18 protein-coding genes are annotated in these 15,430 nt (G+C 67.1%); 13 read left to right on the top strand and 5 right to left on the bottom strand.

Annotation, left to right across the window (positions count from 1 at the left end):
* Nucleotides 1-2: 2 nt before the first annotated feature.
* From B4K74_RS05260 to B4K74_RS05235, 6 genes are read left to right on the top strand one after another with little or no spacing between them, the layout of a single operon-like run.
* Nucleotides 3-299: a hypothetical protein gene (locus B4K74_RS05260; protein WP_286692062.1), complete on the top strand. Its 297-nt coding sequence runs from the start codon at nt 3-5 to the stop codon at nt 297-299.
* Nucleotides 300-1,049, top strand: a complete 750-nt coding sequence (gene sufC / locus B4K74_RS05255; RefSeq protein WP_286692061.1) for a Fe-S cluster assembly ATPase SufC — start codon at nt 300-302, stop codon at nt 1,047-1,049.
* Nucleotides 1,046-2,068 (top strand): Fe-S cluster assembly protein SufD, encoded by a 1,023-nt coding sequence (sufD, locus tag B4K74_RS05250; protein WP_286692060.1) that lies wholly within the window; start codon nt 1,046-1,048, stop codon nt 2,066-2,068. The genes sufC and sufD overlap by 4 nt, the downstream gene beginning before the upstream one ends.
* A complete protein-coding gene (locus B4K74_RS05245; protein ID WP_286692059.1) occupies nt 2,047-3,429 on the top strand; it encodes an aminotransferase class V-fold PLP-dependent enzyme in 1,383 nt (460 codons plus the stop codon). Before sufD ends, B4K74_RS05245 begins: the two co-directional genes overlap by 22 nt.
* 2 nt (nt 3,430-3,431) lie before the next feature.
* Nucleotides 3,432-3,818 (top strand): SUF system Fe-S cluster assembly protein, encoded by a 387-nt coding sequence (locus tag B4K74_RS05240; RefSeq protein ID WP_123286662.1) that lies wholly within the window; start codon nt 3,432-3,434, stop codon nt 3,816-3,818.
* A gap of 5 nt (nt 3,819-3,823) precedes the next feature.
* Nucleotides 3,824-4,216 (top strand): HesB/IscA family protein, encoded by a 393-nt coding sequence (locus B4K74_RS05235; protein WP_286692058.1) that lies wholly within the window; start codon nt 3,824-3,826, stop codon nt 4,214-4,216.
* On the opposite strand, the gene B4K74_RS05230 is transcribed toward B4K74_RS05235, so the two are convergent.
* From B4K74_RS05230 to B4K74_RS05220, 3 genes are all read right to left on the bottom strand, one after another.
* Entirely contained in the window at nt 4,204-5,037 is an 834-nt protein-coding gene (locus tag B4K74_RS05230; RefSeq protein WP_414630918.1) for a lysophospholipid acyltransferase family protein, read from the bottom strand. The genes B4K74_RS05235 and B4K74_RS05230 overlap by 13 nt on opposite strands.
* A complete protein-coding gene (locus B4K74_RS05225; protein ID WP_286692057.1) occupies nt 5,021-6,076 on the bottom strand; it encodes a GGDEF domain-containing protein in 1,056 nt (351 codons plus the stop codon). Before B4K74_RS05225 ends, B4K74_RS05230 begins: the two co-directional genes overlap by 17 nt.
* A gap of 126 nt (nt 6,077-6,202) precedes the next feature.
* Nucleotides 6,203-7,786, bottom strand: coding sequence for a DEAD/DEAH box helicase (locus B4K74_RS05220; RefSeq protein WP_286692056.1), 1,584 nt, complete (start codon nt 7,784-7,786; stop codon nt 6,203-6,205).
* Between the two features lie 239 nt (nt 7,787-8,025).
* Between B4K74_RS05220 and B4K74_RS05215 the strand changes: the two genes are divergently transcribed.
* The 5 genes from B4K74_RS05215 to msrB all read left to right on the top strand — a co-directional run bounded on the left by B4K74_RS05215 (nt 8,026) and on the right by msrB (nt 11,525).
* Nucleotides 8,026-8,421: a hypothetical protein gene (locus B4K74_RS05215; RefSeq protein ID WP_286692055.1), complete on the top strand. Its 396-nt coding sequence runs from the start codon at nt 8,026-8,028 to the stop codon at nt 8,419-8,421.
* 185 nt (nt 8,422-8,606) lie between these two features.
* Nucleotides 8,607-9,083 (top strand): 50S ribosomal protein L13, encoded by a 477-nt coding sequence (gene rplM, locus B4K74_RS05210; RefSeq protein ID WP_286692054.1) that lies wholly within the window; start codon nt 8,607-8,609, stop codon nt 9,081-9,083.
* Between the two features lie 2 nt (nt 9,084-9,085).
* On the top strand, nt 9,086-9,607 hold the full coding sequence (gene rpsI, locus B4K74_RS05205; RefSeq protein WP_286692053.1) for a 30S ribosomal protein S9: 522 nt from the start codon (nt 9,086-9,088) through the stop codon (nt 9,605-9,607).
* Nucleotides 9,608-10,058: 451 nt separating this feature from the next.
* The gene (gene argC / locus B4K74_RS05200) at nt 10,059-10,991 is read left to right on the top strand and encodes an N-acetyl-gamma-glutamyl-phosphate reductase (RefSeq protein WP_286692052.1); all 933 of its coding nucleotides are present in this window, start codon (nt 10,059-10,061) and stop codon (nt 10,989-10,991) included.
* A gap of 33 nt (nt 10,992-11,024) precedes the next feature.
* Nucleotides 11,025-11,525 carry a peptide-methionine (R)-S-oxide reductase MsrB gene (gene msrB, locus B4K74_RS05195; protein WP_286692051.1) on the top strand — a complete coding sequence of 167 codons (501 nt, stop codon included), beginning with the start codon at nt 11,025-11,027 and terminating at the stop codon, nt 11,523-11,525.
* Here the strand turns inward: msrB and B4K74_RS05190 are convergent.
* Together B4K74_RS05190 and phaC are read right to left on the bottom strand one after the other, a co-directional pair.
* Entirely contained in the window at nt 11,522-11,896 is a 375-nt protein-coding gene (locus B4K74_RS05190; protein WP_286692050.1) for a hypothetical protein, read from the bottom strand. The two genes, msrB and B4K74_RS05190, sit on opposite strands and share 4 nt — an antisense overlap.
* Nucleotides 11,893-13,854 carry a class I poly(R)-hydroxyalkanoic acid synthase gene (gene phaC, locus B4K74_RS05185; RefSeq protein WP_286692049.1) on the bottom strand — a complete coding sequence of 654 codons (1,962 nt, stop codon included), beginning with the start codon at nt 13,852-13,854 and terminating at the stop codon, nt 11,893-11,895. The genes B4K74_RS05190 and phaC overlap by 4 nt, the downstream gene beginning before the upstream one ends.
* A gap of 94 nt (nt 13,855-13,948) precedes the next feature.
* On the opposite strand from phaC, the gene B4K74_RS05180 reads away from it, so the two are divergent.
* Nucleotides 13,949-14,407 carry a hypothetical protein gene (locus tag B4K74_RS05180; protein ID WP_286692048.1) on the top strand — a complete coding sequence of 153 codons (459 nt, stop codon included), beginning with the start codon at nt 13,949-13,951 and terminating at the stop codon, nt 14,405-14,407.
* A gap of 59 nt (nt 14,408-14,466) precedes the next feature.
* Complete coding sequence (gene glpX, locus B4K74_RS05175; protein ID WP_123286650.1) at nt 14,467-15,426, top strand: class II fructose-bisphosphatase; 960 nt, start codon at nt 14,467-14,469, stop codon at nt 15,424-15,426.
* Nucleotides 15,427-15,430 lie beyond the last annotated feature (4 nt).

The raw sequence follows: 15,430 nt of genomic DNA, 5'->3' as shown, positions 1-15,430 counted from the left end.
GCGTGCGATGGTCGCAGGAAGCTCGCAGCGCGCAACGCGACTGGCTGGATGGACTGGAGGCCCAGGACACACGCCTGACCGATCGCGCCCTCTCGGAAAGCGAGGCCCTGTCGCTCAGGACCGGCGCACATCCATTCTCCTATCGTCCGTCCCGCTGGAAAGGCTTGCGCGAGGCCAGCCTGCTACGCTGGCACAAGATCGTCGTTTTTCAGGTTTTGCAGGATGAGGTCGTGATCGTGTCGTTCTACGACGCCCGTCAGGACCTCGCCCGAATTTTTCCCTTACCCGAGTCCCACTGAATGCTCTCCATCTCCAATCTCCACGTCGCCGTTGGTGACACCCCCATCCTCAAGGGCCTGACGCTCGACGTTCCGGCGGGCGAGGTCCATGCCATCATGGGCCCCAATGGCGCGGGCAAGTCGACGCTCGGTTATGCCGTCTCGGGCCGTCCCGGCTATGAGGCGACCGAGGGCACCGTCACCTGGCGCGGCGAGGACCTGCTGGGTCTCGACCCGGCCGAGCGGGCGGCGAAGGGCGTCTTCCTGTCGTTCCAGTATCCGATCGAGATCCCCGGTGTCCCGGCCCTGACCTTTGTGCGCACGGCGCTGAATGCCCAGAAGCGCGCGCGCGGTGAGGCCGAGGTCTCGGCGCCGGAATTCCTGAAGCAGGTCAAGGCGGCGTCGAAGGCCCTGAAGATGGACTTCGACATGCTGAAGCGGCCCCTGAATGTGGGCTTCTCGGGCGGCGAGAAGAAGCGGATGGAGATCCTGCAGATGGCCCTGCTGGAGCCGTCGCTGCTGATCCTCGACGAGACGGACTCCGGCCTCGACATCGACGCCCTGCGCATCGTCGCCGATGGCGTCAACGCCCTGCGCGGCCCCGAGCGGTCCATGCTGGTCATCACCCACTATCAGCGCCTGCTGGACTACATCAAACCGGACAAGGTCCATGTGCTGGCCGCCGGCAAGATCGTCGCCTCGGGCGGTCCGGAGCTGGCCCACCAGCTCGAGGCCGAGGGCTATGACCGCTATGTGGGCGAGGCCGCGTGACCCATTCCGCCGCCTTCAATCTCAGCGACCCGGCGACCTTCCCCTCGCGGCGGGCCGAGGCGTGGAAGTACAGCGACGTGCGTCGCTATATGCGCGATGCGCCGCCGCTGTCTCCGCCGGGCCGGGTGGAAGGCGCGGGGCCCTTCTATGAGCTGGGTGGCGACGGCCTGGTGTTCGTCAACGGCCGGGCCGTGGGCGCCGACGCCTATGTCGCCTTCGGGGACCACACCCTGCGCCTGCGCTTCATCTCGGATGCCAGCGGCACCGGCCACACGGCCACCGCCCGCATTTCCGCCCGTCCGGGCTCGACCCTGCTGCTGCTCGAGAGCCATGAGGGCCAGGGGGCGGCCTATGCCGCGCACAACCGGCTCAGCATCGACGTCCCGTCGGGTGCCGCCGTCCACCGGATCGTCCTGACCGACGAACCGGCCGACAGCCTGTCGATCACCCAGGCCGAGGTTACGGTGGGCGAGGGTGCCGTGTTTCACCAGACCCTGATCGCAACCGGCGGCCGCCTTCAGCGGCTGGAGACTCACGTGCATCACGCCGGCCATGGCGCCGATGTGCGTCTGGACGGCCTCTATCGGCTGACCGACAGCCGCCATGTGGACCTGACCAGCGTCGTCACCCACGCGGGCCCCGACGGTCTGACCTCGCAACTGGCCAAGGGCGTCGTCACCGACACGGCACGTGGCGTCTTCCAGGGCCGGATCGTGGTCGAGCGCGGAGCCGACGGCACCGATGCCCGCATGGCGCACAATGCCCTGATCCTGTCCGAACGGGGTGAGGTCGACGCCAAGCCCGAGCTGATCATCTATGCCGACGACGTCCAGTGCGCCCACGGCAATACGGTGGGCAATCTGGACGAGAGCGCCCTGTTCTACATGCAGCAGCGCGGCCTGTCGGCAGAGGAGGCGAGGGCGCTTCTGACCCGCGCCTTCCTGTTCGAGGTCGTCGACCGCATCGAGCATGAGGGCGCGCGAGAGGAGGTCCGCACATGGCTGATGGAAAGGTCGTGATGGCTCCTCCCCCGGGTAGCGCAGCGGAACGGGGGAGGGGGACCGCCGGAACGGCGGTGGAGGGGGCGACTTCAAACGCCGCCGCTGGGTCCGCCCCCACCACCGCTTCGCGGTCCCCCTCCCCCGCAAGCAGGGGAGGATCAGTAGACTTCGACGTCCACGCCGTCCGGGCCCAGTTCCCGATCCTGTCGCGGCAGGTGAACGGCAAGCCGCTGGTCTATCTGGACTCGGCCGCCTCGGCGCAAAAGCCGCGCGCGGTGATCGACGCCCTGACGGCGGCGATGGAGGGTAGCTATGCCAATGTCCACCGCGGCCTGCACACCCTGGCCAATGAAACGACCGAGGCCTTCGAGGCCGCCCGCGAGACCGTCGCCCGCTATCTGAATGCTCCTTCCGCCGACCAGATCGTGTGGACCCGGGGCGGCACCGAGGCGATCAATCTGGTCGCCGCCGGCATTGGCCAGTCCCTCCTGCCCGACGACGAGATCCTCGTCACCCAGATGGAGCACCACTCCAACATCGTGCCCTGGCATATGCTGCGCGAACGCCGCGGCGCGGTGCTGAAATGGATCCCGGTCAAGGACGACGGCACCCTCGACATGGACGCCTATGCCGAGCTGTTGGGCCCGAAGACCCGGATCGTCGCGGTCACCCACATGTCCAATGTGCTGGGCACCCTCAATCCGGTGGCCGACATCGTCAGGATGGCGCACGCTGCCGGGGCCCGGGTGCTGGTCGACGGCTGCCAGGGCGCGGTCCATGCGACGCCGGACGTTCAGGCGCTGGGCTGTGACTGGTATGTCCTGACCGGCCACAAACTTTTCGGCCCGACCGCCATCGGCGCCCTGTACGGCACCGCCGAAGCGCTGGAGTCCCTGCCGCCGTATCAGGGCGGGGGCGAGATGATCCAGTCGGTCAGCGAGGACCGCGTCACCTATGCAATGCCGCCCCAGCGGTTCGAGGCCGGCACGCCGCCGATCCTCGAGGCCATCGGTCTGGGCGCGGCGCTGCAGTGGTACTCCGCCTACGACCGGGCAGCGGTCCAGGCGCATGAGGCTGCCCTGCTGGAGCGGGTGCGCGAGCGCCTGTCGGGCCTCGACTGGCTGACCGAGATCGGCACGGCGCCCGGCAAGGGGGCGATCTTTACCTTTACGGTCGACGGCGCCCACGCCCACGACATCGCCCAGATCATGGACCGCTACGGCGTGGCGGTGCGTGCCGGTCTGCACTGCGCCGAGCCGCTGGCCACCCGATTCGGCCTGACCTCGAGCACGCGCGCCAGTTTCGCCCTATATAATACAGTGGAGGACGCCGACTCCTTCGCCGCCGCTCTCATCAAGGCCAGGGAATTTTTCGTTTAGTCATGGACGACGCCATCACCAAAAGCGCCGATTTCGCCGAGAGCTGGGACGCCCCGCAAAAGAGCGCCCTCAGCCAGGCCGAGCTCGACCGCCTGACCGACGATCTGGTCACGGCGCTCAAGACCGTGTTCGACCCCGAAATCCCGGTCGACATCTATGAGCTGGGCCTGATCTACAAGGTCGACGTTTCGGACGACAAGGACGTGCTGGTCGAAATGACCCTGACCGCGCCCGGCTGTCCGGTGGCCGGCGAAATGCCCGGTTGGGTCGAGGACGCCGTCATGACCGTCGAGGGCATTCGCTCGGCCAGGGCCAATCTGGTGTTCGACCCGCCGTGGGATCCCTCCAAGATGAGCGATGAGGCCAAACTGGCCCTCAATATGTTCTAGGTATCATGACCGACCTGACCACCACACGCCCCGCCCGTCGTCCCCGCCCGCAGGCCGTTCGCCTGACCGAGGCTGCGGCTGACCGCATCCGCCAGCTGACCGAGGCGGCCTCGGGCCCGTGCGCGGGCCTGCGCATCGGCGTCAAGAACGGCGGCTGCGCGGGTCAGGAATATACGGTCGAGTACGCCGAACGCGTCGAACCGCTGGACGAGGTGGTGGAAGACAAGGGCGCCACGGTCCTGATCGACCCCAAGGCCATCCTGTTCCTGATCGGCAGCGAGATCGACTTTCAGGTCACTGACCTGGCTTCGAAATTCGTGTTCCGCAATCCCAACCAGACCGACGCCTGCGGCTGCGGCGAGAGCGTGACGATCACGCCGGTGGCTCAGGACGCCTGAGCGGCGGCCTTTCGGACCTCGTCCGGGGTCGGCACCTGCACGGCGGGCGTGACCGGCTGACCGCTCGCCTCGGCCACCAGGTCGGCGGTGCGACCTTCGATGGCCGCCTCAAGCCGGGCCATGAATTCCTCCTTGGCCAGACCGGTCGGCAGGGGCTCGAGGAATTCGATCGTCGCCGTGCCGGGCCGTTTCAGGAACTGCTCCTGCGGCCAGAACAGACCCAGATTGGTCGCCACCGGCACGACCGGCATGTCGAAGTCGCGGTACATGTGCCAGACGCCTGACCGGTACCGGAACTTCTCGCCGACCTTGGCCAGATTGCCCTCGGGATAGATCAGGATCCGGCGGCCCTCGGCATGGGCGTCCGCCGCCCGCCGCTTCAGCGCCGCCCGGGCTTCGTGGCCGCCGCAGTTGTTGACCACAATGGCGCCCAGCTTGCGCAGCACCGTACTCATCAGCGGGAATTTCTCGAGGTGGTCGCCGGTGACGAAGGCCAGGTCCGGAAACTGGTCATAGACCGTATAGCCGTCTCCCCAGCTCTGGTGTTTGGCCGCAACGATAAAGCCGCCGTCGGGCAGGCGCTCACGCCCGCGCACCTCGGTTCGGATCCCGGCCAGCAGCCGCATGGCCTGCACCATGCGCCGCACATAGCGCCGGATGATCCAGCCGGTCGCCTTGCGCCCCGGCAGCACGGCTGCGATCACGGCGGCGAGGCAATAGACGATCGACAGGGTCCAATAGGCCGCCGCGAAGGCGAGGCTGCGCGGGCGGCTGAACGGGGCAAGGTGCCCATCGGCGGGAATATCAGGCAGCCTGTTCAAGCTGATCCGCGTTGGTCACCCGGTTCCGGCCGCCTCGCTTGGAGGCATAGAGGGCCGCATCGGCCCGCTCCAGCAGGCAGGCGGCGGTCTCTTTGGGACGCAGGCGGGCAAAGCCGGCCGAAATGGTCACCGCCCCCAGCTCGTCATTCGTCGACCGGCGTCGCAGCGCGCGCGACGAGATTTCCTTGAGCACCCCGTTCAGCGCCTTCTCGACGGCCGCAGTGTTCTCGTCGGGGAAGATGATGGCGAACTCTTCCCCGCCATAGCGGGCGGCGAGGCGCGGTGACTTGGCCGTCCGGCCCAGCACACTGGCCACATAGCGCAGCACCTGGTCGCCGGTCTGATGACCCCAGGTGTCGTTGAAGCGTTTGAAATGGTCGATGTCGATGACCGCCAGCGTCAGGGCCTTGCCGTTTGCATGGGCCGCGTCGACCGAGCCTTCGAGATGTTCGTCAAAGGCCTTGCGATTGGCCAGATTGGTCAGGGCGTCGGTCATGGCATCGCGCCGCACCTGCTCCAGGTGCTCGCGCAGCTTGGCCACTTCGCGGGTCGAGCTTTCCAGCTTCTTTTCCAGCGTGCTGTTCTGGGTCTGCGCCTTGTGGGTCGCGTCGGCCAGCGTGCTGACCAGTGATTTCAGGCTCTCGGCGTTTTCGACCCCGTCCATCTTGCCGGAGGCGTCGGCCAGGGTCGCGCCGTATTCGGCCTGCGACTTGTGGGCATTGGCGATGGTGCTGGCGACCGAGGACAACTCCTTGTCCAGCAGCCGACCCGCATCGCGGATTTCCTCGCTCAGGCGGCCGCGCGGCAGATATTCCGAGGCCAGCATCTCGGAGGTCGACTCCGAAAAGGGCTCCTTGGTAGCCAGGATGCGCCGGATTTCACGGCCCAGCGCGCCCTCCGGATCGCCGACATAGTGTAGCCACAGCTCGAAATTGACGGGGGTCGGCCAGACGCCGGCCGCTTCCATGTCGTCCAGCACGCGCCGGGCCAGGCCATAGGCGTCCGGCCCCCGCACCGTGGTGTCGACCTTTTCCGTCATGCGTCCTGTCCCCCCGGGCACCCCGACCCGTTCTGGATCGACGCTAGAAAGCCTAACCGCCGAAGCGTAACAGCGGGTTAAGCGGGGTCGAAGAACCGGGATTCGTGAGGGGGATCAAGCCCGACGTCAGATGGGACGCCGCAGGAAGGCGGGCACGCCGTCATTGCCGAAGGCCGAACTGTCCGACGCCTTGATCGGCGCGGAGTCCTTGCGGGCGTCGTTGTCCTTGCGAGCGTTCGTGTCGCTTCGGGCCTCCGGCGCACCATCAGACTTGCGACCCCGTCCACCGCGTGAGCGCGAGCGCTTGCGCGGCTCGGCATCGGAGGCTTCCGGCTTCGGTGCCTCAATCGGCTGGTCGACAGGCCGGACCTCGACCGGAGCCGTTTCCGTCTCCACCTCGGCCGTTTCGCTCAGGGGCTTGCGACGCGACCGTGACCGGCGGGCAGGGGCCTCGCCGGAGGTTTCTTCAGCAACGGCAGGGCTGGCCTGACGACGCGACCGAGTGGGCTTTTCTACAGCGGCGCCCTCATCAGCGGCCTTTGCCGATTCCGTCTTCGCCGGACGGGCCTTGCCGCCCGACGACAGGTCCAGCGTCAGCTCTTCCGGCGTCATCTTGATCAGCTTCAACACCTTGTCGAGCGAGCGGTCATCCGACGGCGTCACGATCATGAAGGTCTGGCCGGTCTTGCCGGCACGCCCCGTGCGGCCGATGCGGTGCACATAGTCATCGGCATTGTGCGCGACGTCATAGTTGAACACATGGCTGACGTCGGGAATGTCCAGCCCGCGCGCGGCCACGTCCGAGGCCACCAGGATCTTCAGCGCACCCGAGCGGAAATCCGCCAGCGTCTTGGTGCGCAGGCTCTGGTCCAGATCGCCATGGATCGGCGAAGCGTCAAAGCCGTGCTGCTTCAGCGACTTGGCGACGACGTTCACTTCCGACTTGCGATTGCAGAAGACGATGCCGTTCTTCACATCATCGCGCCCGACCAGCGCGCGCAGCGCCTCGCGCTTCAGCTTGGGGTCAGAGCCCGGAATGCGCACCAGATACTGGGTGATGGTCTCGGCCGTCATGGCCGGGCGCGAGGCCTCGATCCGGGTCGGGTCTTTCAGGAACTGGGTGGTCAGCCGGGTGATCTCGGGCGGCATGGTGGCCGAGAAGAACAGCGTCTGGCGCTTGGGCGGCGTCAGCTTGAAGATCTTTTCGATGTCCGGGATGAAGCCCATGTCCAGCATGCGGTCGGCTTCATCGACGACCATGATCTCGACGCCGTTCAGCATCATCTTGCCGCGATCAAACAGGTCCAGCAGACGGCCCGGCGTGGCGATCAGCACGTCCACGCCCTTGTTCAGGGCCGCGACCTGGTCGCCCATCGACACGCCGCCGATCAGCAGCACCCAGTTCAGCTTGGTGCCCTTGGCGTATTTGGCAAAGCTTTCGGCCACCTGGTCGGCCAGTTCGCGGGTCGGCGCCAGCACCAGGGCGCGCGGCATCCGCGCCTTGGCCCGGCCCGAGGCCAGACGTTCAATCAGCGGAAGGGTAAAGGCGGCGGTCTTGCCCGTGCCGGTCTGGGCTATCCCCAAAACGTCGCGCCCGGCGAGGGCGACCGGAATGGCCTGGGCCTGGATGGGGGTGGCGGTCGTATAACCGGTATCGATTACGGCCTGCAGCGTCGTGGGCGAAAGGCCCAGCTGGGTAAAGTCGGTCATTCAAACCTTGCATGTTCGGGAACAGGAGAAAGAGCGGGCCCCCGTCGGGAGCCGACTGTGTGCGAAACCGCCCCACTGGGCGTGCGGGCGGCCCCGTTGCCGTTCCTGTTCCGAACACGAGGGCCGGATATAGATATCCACACGGCGAAGTCAAGTATTTGACCTGCCAACGGTCTTGCAAAACCTAACAGATCGTTAATAGTCCGTCCGGGGAAGTTGCAAGGGGGAGGGGGCCGCGCATGCGCAAGCCGCTTTTGCTGGTCGTCATGGCCATGGGTCTGGTTCTGGGGTCGGGCACGGGCCTGCAGGCAGGCGATGTCCGCACGGACGATGTGCCGCCCTTCATGGCCGTGGCCTTCGACAATACGGTCATGTCCCACTATCCGGACGGCGGCTGGGTCAAGCACTGGTTCAATCGCGACGGCAGCTATGAGGGCCGGTTCTCGGACGGCACCCGCATCACCGCCCGCTGGCAGGTCGAGCGCAACAAGGTCTGCCTGAGCCGCATCCGCCCCGGCTTCATGCTGCCCCGCTTCTGCAGCGACATCGTCGAGGCCGGGATCGGCGACAGCTGGATGGCCCGCGATCCGCTGGGCCGGCGGGTCCGCAACACCCTGGTCCGGGGCCGGAGCTGAACAATTCAGCCTGGTTTATGCGGTAATTTAATACCGTATATATATTGTTGAATAAAATCAATGCTATAACTCACTATGGGCGTCGCAATGGGGATTGACGAGCGAGCTGGCGTCCTGTAGCAGCCCGCCTTCATTCCGGCGCTCCGCATCTCTGGGGCCCCGACCGACCATCAGGACCTCCAGACATGCTGAAGAGCACCACGGCTTCGCTGAAGCCGGCCGATGTCGAGAAGAAGTGGATCCACATCGACGCCGAAGGCGTCGTGGTGGGCCGCCTCGCGACCTTCATCGCCAACCGCCTGCGCGGCAAGCACCGCCCCGACTACACCCCGCACGTCGATTGCGGTGACTATGTCATCGTGACCAACGTCGACAAGGTGGTGTTCACCGGCAAGAAGTCGACCGACAAGGTCTACTATCGTCACACCGGTCACCCGGGCGGGATCAAGGAAACCACCCCCGAGAAGGTCCTGAACAGCCGCTTCCCCGAGCGCGTCATGGAAAAGGCCGTCGAGCGCATGCTGCCCAAGGAAAGCCCCCTGGCCCGCAAGCAAATGACGCACCTGCGCCTCTTCGTCGGCAGCGCCCACACCCACGAAGCCCAACAGCCGGAAACGATCGACTTCAAGTCGGCCAACTCCAAGAACACCCGGACCGTCTGATCATGACCGACGCGACCAATACCGAAGTCGACACCGCCGCCCCGGCCGACACGCCCGCCGCCACCGGATTCGATGCCCTGAAGGGCATGGGTTCCGAAGGTGAATCCGCTCCGGTCTATGTCCAGGAACTGGACTCGCTGGGCCGCGCCTATTCGACCGGCAAGCGCAAGAACGCCATTGCCCGCGTGTGGCTCAAGCCCGGCTCGGGCAAGATCACCGTCAACGGCAAGGAGCTGAACGCCTACTTCGCGCGTCCCGTGCTGCAGATGATGGTGGCCCAGCCGCTGACCGTCACCGACCGCACCACCCAGTTCGACGTGGTCTGCACCGTCCAGGGCTCCGGCCTGTCGGGCCAGGCCGGCGCCATCCGCCACGGCCTGTCGCACGCCCTGACGCACTACGAACCCGAGCTGCGCAAGGTTCTGAAGCCCCACGGCTTCCTGACCCGCGACAGCCGCGTCGTCGAGCGCAAGAAGTACGGCCGCGCCAAGGCCCGCCGCAGCTTCCAGTTCTCGAAGCGCTAAACCGCGATCGCAATCCGGTCTACAAAAGGCGCCTCGGGGAAACCCGGGGCGTTTTTTGTTGGGGCGTCGCCTTCCTCTTCTCCCCCTGCGGGAGAAGGTGCCCCCTGAGAAGGGGGCGGATGAGGGGTTACGCTGCCGCATGAAGTGATGAGCCGCACCCCCGCCCTGTGCCACCCCTCATCCGTCAGGCTTCGCCTGCCACCTTCTCCCGCAAGGGGAGAAGGATCGCTGACCCGGCGGCTCCTACTGCGATACCTCGCGTGCAAAACACCAGCCCGCTCAAAGCCCCCAGCATTTCCCGCACCGTTCTTCCCGCCCGGGTCCGGGTGTCGGCCATACTGTCCGGTTGCCGATGCCCCGACCAGCGCAGGCGCCATTCCAGACCCTTCAGACCATCCAGACCCTGTTTTTCCCGAGTCCCAAATCCGCCGCCACGCGTTAGAACCCTCTCATGACCCACACCCTGTTCATCGATGGCGAAGCCGGCACCACGGGCCTTGAGATCCGCGAGCGGGTTGAGGGGCGATCCGACCTCGAACTGATCCTGCTGGGCGACCGCAGGCGTGATCCCGAGGCCCGGCGCGAGGCCTTGAACAGCGCCGATGCCGTCATCCTGTGCCTGCCCGATGATGCGGCGCGCGAGGCCGTGGCCATGGTCGAGAACCCGGCGGTCCGGGTGATCGATGCCTCGACCGCCTTTCGCGTCGCGCCCGGCTGGACCTATGGCTTTCCCGAGCTGCGCCCCGGCCAGCGTGAGACCGTCGCCGGCTCGACACGCGTGTCCAATCCCGGCTGCTATCCGACCGGCTTCCTGGCCCTCGTCGCGCCGCTGGTGCGGGCGGGCCTGATCCCCGTCGACTGGCCGGTCAGCGTCAACGCCGTCTCGGGCTATTCCGGCGGCGGCAAGGCCATGATCGCGGAGTTCGAAGACGGGGCGGCCGAGCCCTTCCGCGCCTATGGCCTCACCCTCAAGCACAAGCATGTGCCCGAAATGACGAAACATGCAGGACTTTCTCGTCCTGTGCTGTTCGCGCCTGCGGTCGGCAACTACCGCCAGGGCATGCTGGTCGAGGTGCCCCTGCACCTGTCGGCCCTGCCGTTCCCGTCGTCGATCGAGGTCATCCACGGCGCGCTGGTTGAGGCCTATGACGGCGCACGGTTTGTTGAGGTAGCCCCGCTGGAGGACACCGAGGCCATGGCCGGCCTGACGCCCGAGGGGCTGAACGACACCAACCGCCTGCGCCTGCACGTGTTTGGCGACCGCGACGGCCATCAGGCGCGGCTCGTCGCCCTGCTGGACAATCTGGGCAAGGGCGCCTCGGGCGCGGCGGTCCAGAACCTCAATCTGATGCTCGGCCTTGAGGAGGGCACCGGCCTGACCTGAAACCTTTCGGATCGGCCCGTCGTATATCGGAACATGACCCACCCGATCCTTCACCGTCGATCCCTGCTGGCCGGCCTCGGCGGCCTGACCCTTGCGGGGTGCTCGTCCGAGACCGCCAGCGCGGGCGATCCGCGCTTTGCCGATTCGCCCTTTCGCCGCCTGACCGAGGCGCAGTGGCGGGCGCGCCTGCCGGGCCTGTCCTATGCGGTGCTACGCGAGGAGGCGACCGAGCGCCCCTACAGCAGCCCGCTGGATGACGAGAGCCGCTCGGGCACCTTCCTGTGCCGGGGCTGTGAGCTGCCGCTGTTCGAGTCGCGCTGGAAGTACGATTCCCGCACCGGCTGGCCCAGCTTCCGGGACGTCATGTCCCGCAACATCGGCACCAAGACCGACTACCTCATCGGCGTGCCGCGCACCGAATACCACTGTGCCCGCTGTCTGGGGCATCAGGGCCACGTCTTCAACGACGGCCCGCGCCCGACCGGAAAACGCTACTGCAACAACGGCGTCGCCCTGACCTTCCGGCCGGCCTAGGCCTTGCGGGCCGCCAGCGCCGACTGGACCGTCAGGCCCACCCAGACCCCGGCGATGACGATGAGCAGGCCGTAGTCATAGCCGGGGACAAACACCGGAATGGCCGCCCCGATCAGGGTCAGCAGCGGGAAGACCAGCGCCCACATGGCCGTGCCGGGCGTATCGATATGGACCAGCGGCAGGGGCGCCCGTCCCATGCGCTTCAGCAGCCAGCCGTTCATGACGACGAACAGGGCGGGCACCAGCAGGGCCAGAAGGACGTACTTGAGCGTCTGGTCCGTCCGGCCATAGACGGAGGTCGTCAGCACCTGCAGCGCATAGGCCGTGCCCGTGGTGATCGCCAGCAGCAGATTGGGCCCCACCGACCTCACGAGCGCACCTTCACATAGCTGCCGGGGGCGGGCTCAAGCGAGGGCAGCGGGCCCTTCTCCGGATCGCGCGCGGCGACCATTGCCCCCGACCGCTCCGCCAGCCATTCGGCCCAGTGCGGCCACCAGCTGCCCGGATGCTCTTTCGACCCCGCCATCCAGTCGTCGAACGTCCCGGGCAGGGCGTCATTGGTCCAGTGGGCATACTTCTTCGCGGACGGCGGGTTGATCACGCCGGCGATATGCCCCGAGCCCGCCAGGGTCAGCGTCACATCGGCGCCCGAGAAGGCCCGCGCCGAGCGATAGACCGACCGGGTCGGGGCGATATGGTCCTCGCGGCTGGCCTGGAAGTAGAGCGGGATCGTCACCTTCGACAGATCAATCCGCACCCCGCCCAGCTCGAACTCGCCCGCCGTCAGGGCATTTCGGCCGTACATCGAGCGCAGATAGTCCATGTGCAGCCGCTTGGGCATCCGCGTCTGGTCCGCATTCCAGAACAGCAGGTCGAACACCGGCGGGTCCTTGCCCATCAGATAGTTGGAGACGAAGAAGGACCAGATCAGATCGTTGGCCCGCAGGGCATTGAAGGTGTCGGCCATGGCGCTGCCGGGCAGCACGCCGCCCGCCTCGTCCATCTGGCGCTCGATCTCTTCCAGCCAATGCTCATCGGTGAACAGCAACAGGTCCCCGGCCTCGGCAAAGTCGTGCTGGGCGGCAAAGAAGGTGGTAGCGCCCACATCCTTGCGCCCCGTCGCCGCCATATGGCCCAGCGCCGCGCCCATCAGCGTCCCGCCGATGCAGTAGCCGACCGTGTTGACCGTCTCCGTCCCGCACTGCTCGCGCACCTTGTCGATGGCGCGATAGAGGCCCTTCTCCAGATAGTCGTCAAAGCCGTAGCTGGCCTTGTCCGCCTCGGGATTGACCCATGAGCACACGAACACGCTGAACCCCTGGGCCGACAGCCAGCGGATCATGGAATTGGCCGGCTGCAGGTCCAGGATGTAGAATTTGTTGATCCAGGGCGGGAAGATCAGCAGCGGGATCTGGTGCTGCTGTTCCGTCGCCGGCGCGTACTGGATCAGCTCGAACAGATCATCGCGCCAGACGACCTGGCCCGGGGCGGTGGCGACGTTCTCGCCGACCTTGAACCGGCCATAGTCCGCCTGGCTGATCTTCAGCGTGCCGCCGCCGCGCTCCATGTCGGCCGCAAAGTTCTGCATCCCCTTCACCAGTGACTCGCCATTGCTCTCGGCCAGCGCCTTCAGCGCGGCGGGGTTGGAGGCGAGGAAGTTCGAGGGCGAGAAGGCATCGGTCAGCAGACGGGTGAAGAACTCGGCCCGGCGCTTGGTGCGGGGATCGATGTCCTCGACCGACGACACCAGCTCATTCATCCAGTCGGCCGACAGCTGATAGGACCGGCGCATGATGTCGAAGGTCGGGTTCTCGCTCCACGCCGGGTCCTTGAACCGCTTGTCGGGGCGCGGTTCGGCGGCGGGCACGCCCTGCGTCTGGCTGGCGGTCGAGGACCACAGGTCCATATAGCGCGAGAACAGATCGGCCTGGGCCTGGAACAGCTTGTCCGGTCGCGCGGCCAGCCCGCTCATCACCGAGGCCATGGCCGGGCCGACATTGAACGGGTCGGGGTTCAGCGACGGCGGCCGTCCCGCCTGGCTCATCGCCGATTCGGCCATGGCGGCCTGGGCCATCATCGCGGCCCGGGCCAGGTTCATCGACAGGGCCTCCAGATCAGGCAGGGCTTCATCCGGCGCGGCTGCGGGGGAGGGGGCAGCCCTGGCCTCGGCCTCCACCTTCGGGGCCGCCTCGGGTTTGGCCTTGGCGGCGCGTGGCTTCGCCGGGCGCTTGGCCGAGGTCGGTCGCCCCGACTTGCGCGGCGCCCGCGCCGGTGCCGTCTTGCCTGCGGTCTTCGGGGGCGTCGTGGAGTCGGTCGGGCGTTTGGCCATGGGATCCTCTCGTCGGGCACGGCGTCACGAGGGGCACATCACAACGGCGTGCCGGATCGCGTCCTTGCCCTTTCTTGCGGGGGGATCATGGCATATGACCGTGCCCGAGATGAATGCGCAGCGGACGAAAAAGTGGACGGTGGTCGGCCTCGGCACTGTGCTGGCCGCAGGAGCGGTCGGCTGCGCCACGCCGGATCCCGTCACGGACAGCACGGTCGCGCCGCTTTCGCCGCGAATCGTCGCCCTCGTCGACGAGAATCGCCGCTATCCGGAATGGCGAAACTTTCCGCGCCAGGGCACAGCTGCCCCCGACGCGGCCGCTGTCTCGGTCCAGGTCGCGGCGCTCAACACAACCTCGGCGGCCACGGCTGCCGACGTCGCCGCCATCGACTGGACGCTCGACGATCCCGAAGGTTTCGCCCGCCGGATCGCCGAGGACATCGCCTCGCGGCCCATCGCCCCGGCGACCCTCCAGACGCGGGGGGAGGTCGAAGCCTTCGCCCAGGGTCTGCGCGACCGGGGCCGCGCCCCTCCGCCCGTTCCCAGACGCTGACATCTGACACCAAGAAACTGGCGCGGACCGCAGGGGTCACGCACCCTCAGGAGACACCCATGGCCCAGGACGCCAAACCCTACGCCGCCAGCCTGCCGTTCGAGGCCGCCGAAGTCGCCGAATTGGCCGCCATCGCCAGCTATGCCCAGATCGGGCGCGGCGACGAAAAGGCCGCCGATCAACTGGCGGTCGACGCCATGCGCACGGCCCTGAACGCGCTCGATATCGACGGCAAGATCGTGATCGGCGAGGGCGAGCGCGACGAAGCCCCCATGCTCTACATCGGCGAGAAAGTCGGCACCGGCAAAGGTCCGGCCATCGACATCGCGCTGGACCCGCTGGAAGGCACGACGCTTACGGCCAAGGCCATGGCCAATGCCCTGACCGTGCTGGCCATGTCGCCGGGCGGCGGCATGCTGCACGCGCCCGACACCTATATGGACAAGATCGCCATTGGCCCCGGCTATGCCCCGGGCACGGTCGATCTGGGAATGTCGCCGCAGGACAATGTCCGCTCGCTGGCCTCGGCCAAGGGGGTCAGCCCATCCGACATCACCGTCTGTGTCATGGACCGTCCGCGCCACGCCGAGTTGATCGCCGCCCTGCGCGAGGTCGGGGCCCGGGTGCTGTTGATCACCGACGGCGACGTGGCAGGCGTCATCCATACGGCCGAGCCCGAGACCGGGATCGACCTGTACCTCGGATCCGGCGGGGCGCCCGAGGGCGTGCTGGCGGCAGCTGCCCTGAAATGCGTCGGCGGCCATTTCCAGGGCCGGTTGATCTTCCGCAACGACGATGAGCGCGCGCGCGCCGAGCGCACCGGCGTCACCGACTTTGACCGCACCTATGACCTGCATGAGCTGGTGTCGAAGGATGCCATCTTCGTCGCCACGGGCGTCACCAAGGGCGCCATGCTGGATGGAGTCCGTCATGTCGGCGGGCGGATCGAAACCCATACGCTGGTGATGGACTCCTTTACGCGCACGGTGCGCCGCATCCGCACCTCGCGCCCGGCCTGACGGA

The sequence above is a fragment of the Brevundimonas sp. UBA2503 genome (assembly GCF_002341485.1).
In the GTDB taxonomy this organism is placed as follows: Bacteria; Pseudomonadota; Alphaproteobacteria; order Caulobacterales; family Caulobacteraceae; genus Brevundimonas; species Brevundimonas halotolerans.
The sequence above is the reverse complement of the archived record's forward strand: the minus strand, read 5'-3'. Positions and strand labels throughout refer to the sequence as shown.

Bases quoted from the DNA above. Each gene is read 5' to 3' on its own strand.
- sufC (WP_286692061.1), top strand. From the start codon at position 300: ATGCTCTCCATCTCCAATCTCCACGTCGCCGTTGGTGACACCCCCATC.
- B4K74_RS05245 (WP_286692059.1), top strand. From the start codon at position 2,047: ATGGCTGATGGAAAGGTCGTGATGGCTCCTCCCCCGGGTAGCGCAGCG.
- B4K74_RS05240 (WP_123286662.1), top strand. From the start codon at position 3,432: ATGGACGACGCCATCACCAAAAGCGCCGATTTCGCCGAGAGCTGGGAC.
- B4K74_RS05235 (WP_286692058.1), top strand. From the start codon at position 3,824: ATGACCGACCTGACCACCACACGCCCCGCCCGTCGTCCCCGCCCGCAG.
- B4K74_RS05225 (WP_286692057.1), bottom strand. From the start codon at position 6,076: ATGACGGAAAAGGTCGACACCACGGTGCGGGGGCCGGACGCCTATGGC.
- B4K74_RS05220 (WP_286692056.1), bottom strand. From the start codon at position 7,786: ATGACCGACTTTACCCAGCTGGGCCTTTCGCCCACGACGCTGCAGGCC.
- B4K74_RS05215 (WP_286692055.1), top strand. From the start codon at position 8,026: ATGCGCAAGCCGCTTTTGCTGGTCGTCATGGCCATGGGTCTGGTTCTG.
- rplM (WP_286692054.1), top strand. From the start codon at position 8,607: ATGCTGAAGAGCACCACGGCTTCGCTGAAGCCGGCCGATGTCGAGAAG.
- rpsI (WP_286692053.1), top strand. From the start codon at position 9,086: ATGACCGACGCGACCAATACCGAAGTCGACACCGCCGCCCCGGCCGAC.
- argC (WP_286692052.1), top strand. From the start codon at position 10,059: ATGACCCACACCCTGTTCATCGATGGCGAAGCCGGCACCACGGGCCTT.
- msrB (WP_286692051.1), top strand. From the start codon at position 11,025: ATGACCCACCCGATCCTTCACCGTCGATCCCTGCTGGCCGGCCTCGGC.
- phaC (WP_286692049.1), bottom strand. From the start codon at position 13,854: ATGGCCAAACGCCCGACCGACTCCACGACGCCCCCGAAGACCGCAGGC.
- B4K74_RS05180 (WP_286692048.1), top strand. From the start codon at position 13,949: ATGACCGTGCCCGAGATGAATGCGCAGCGGACGAAAAAGTGGACGGTG.
- glpX (WP_123286650.1), top strand. From the start codon at position 14,467: ATGGCCCAGGACGCCAAACCCTACGCCGCCAGCCTGCCGTTCGAGGCC.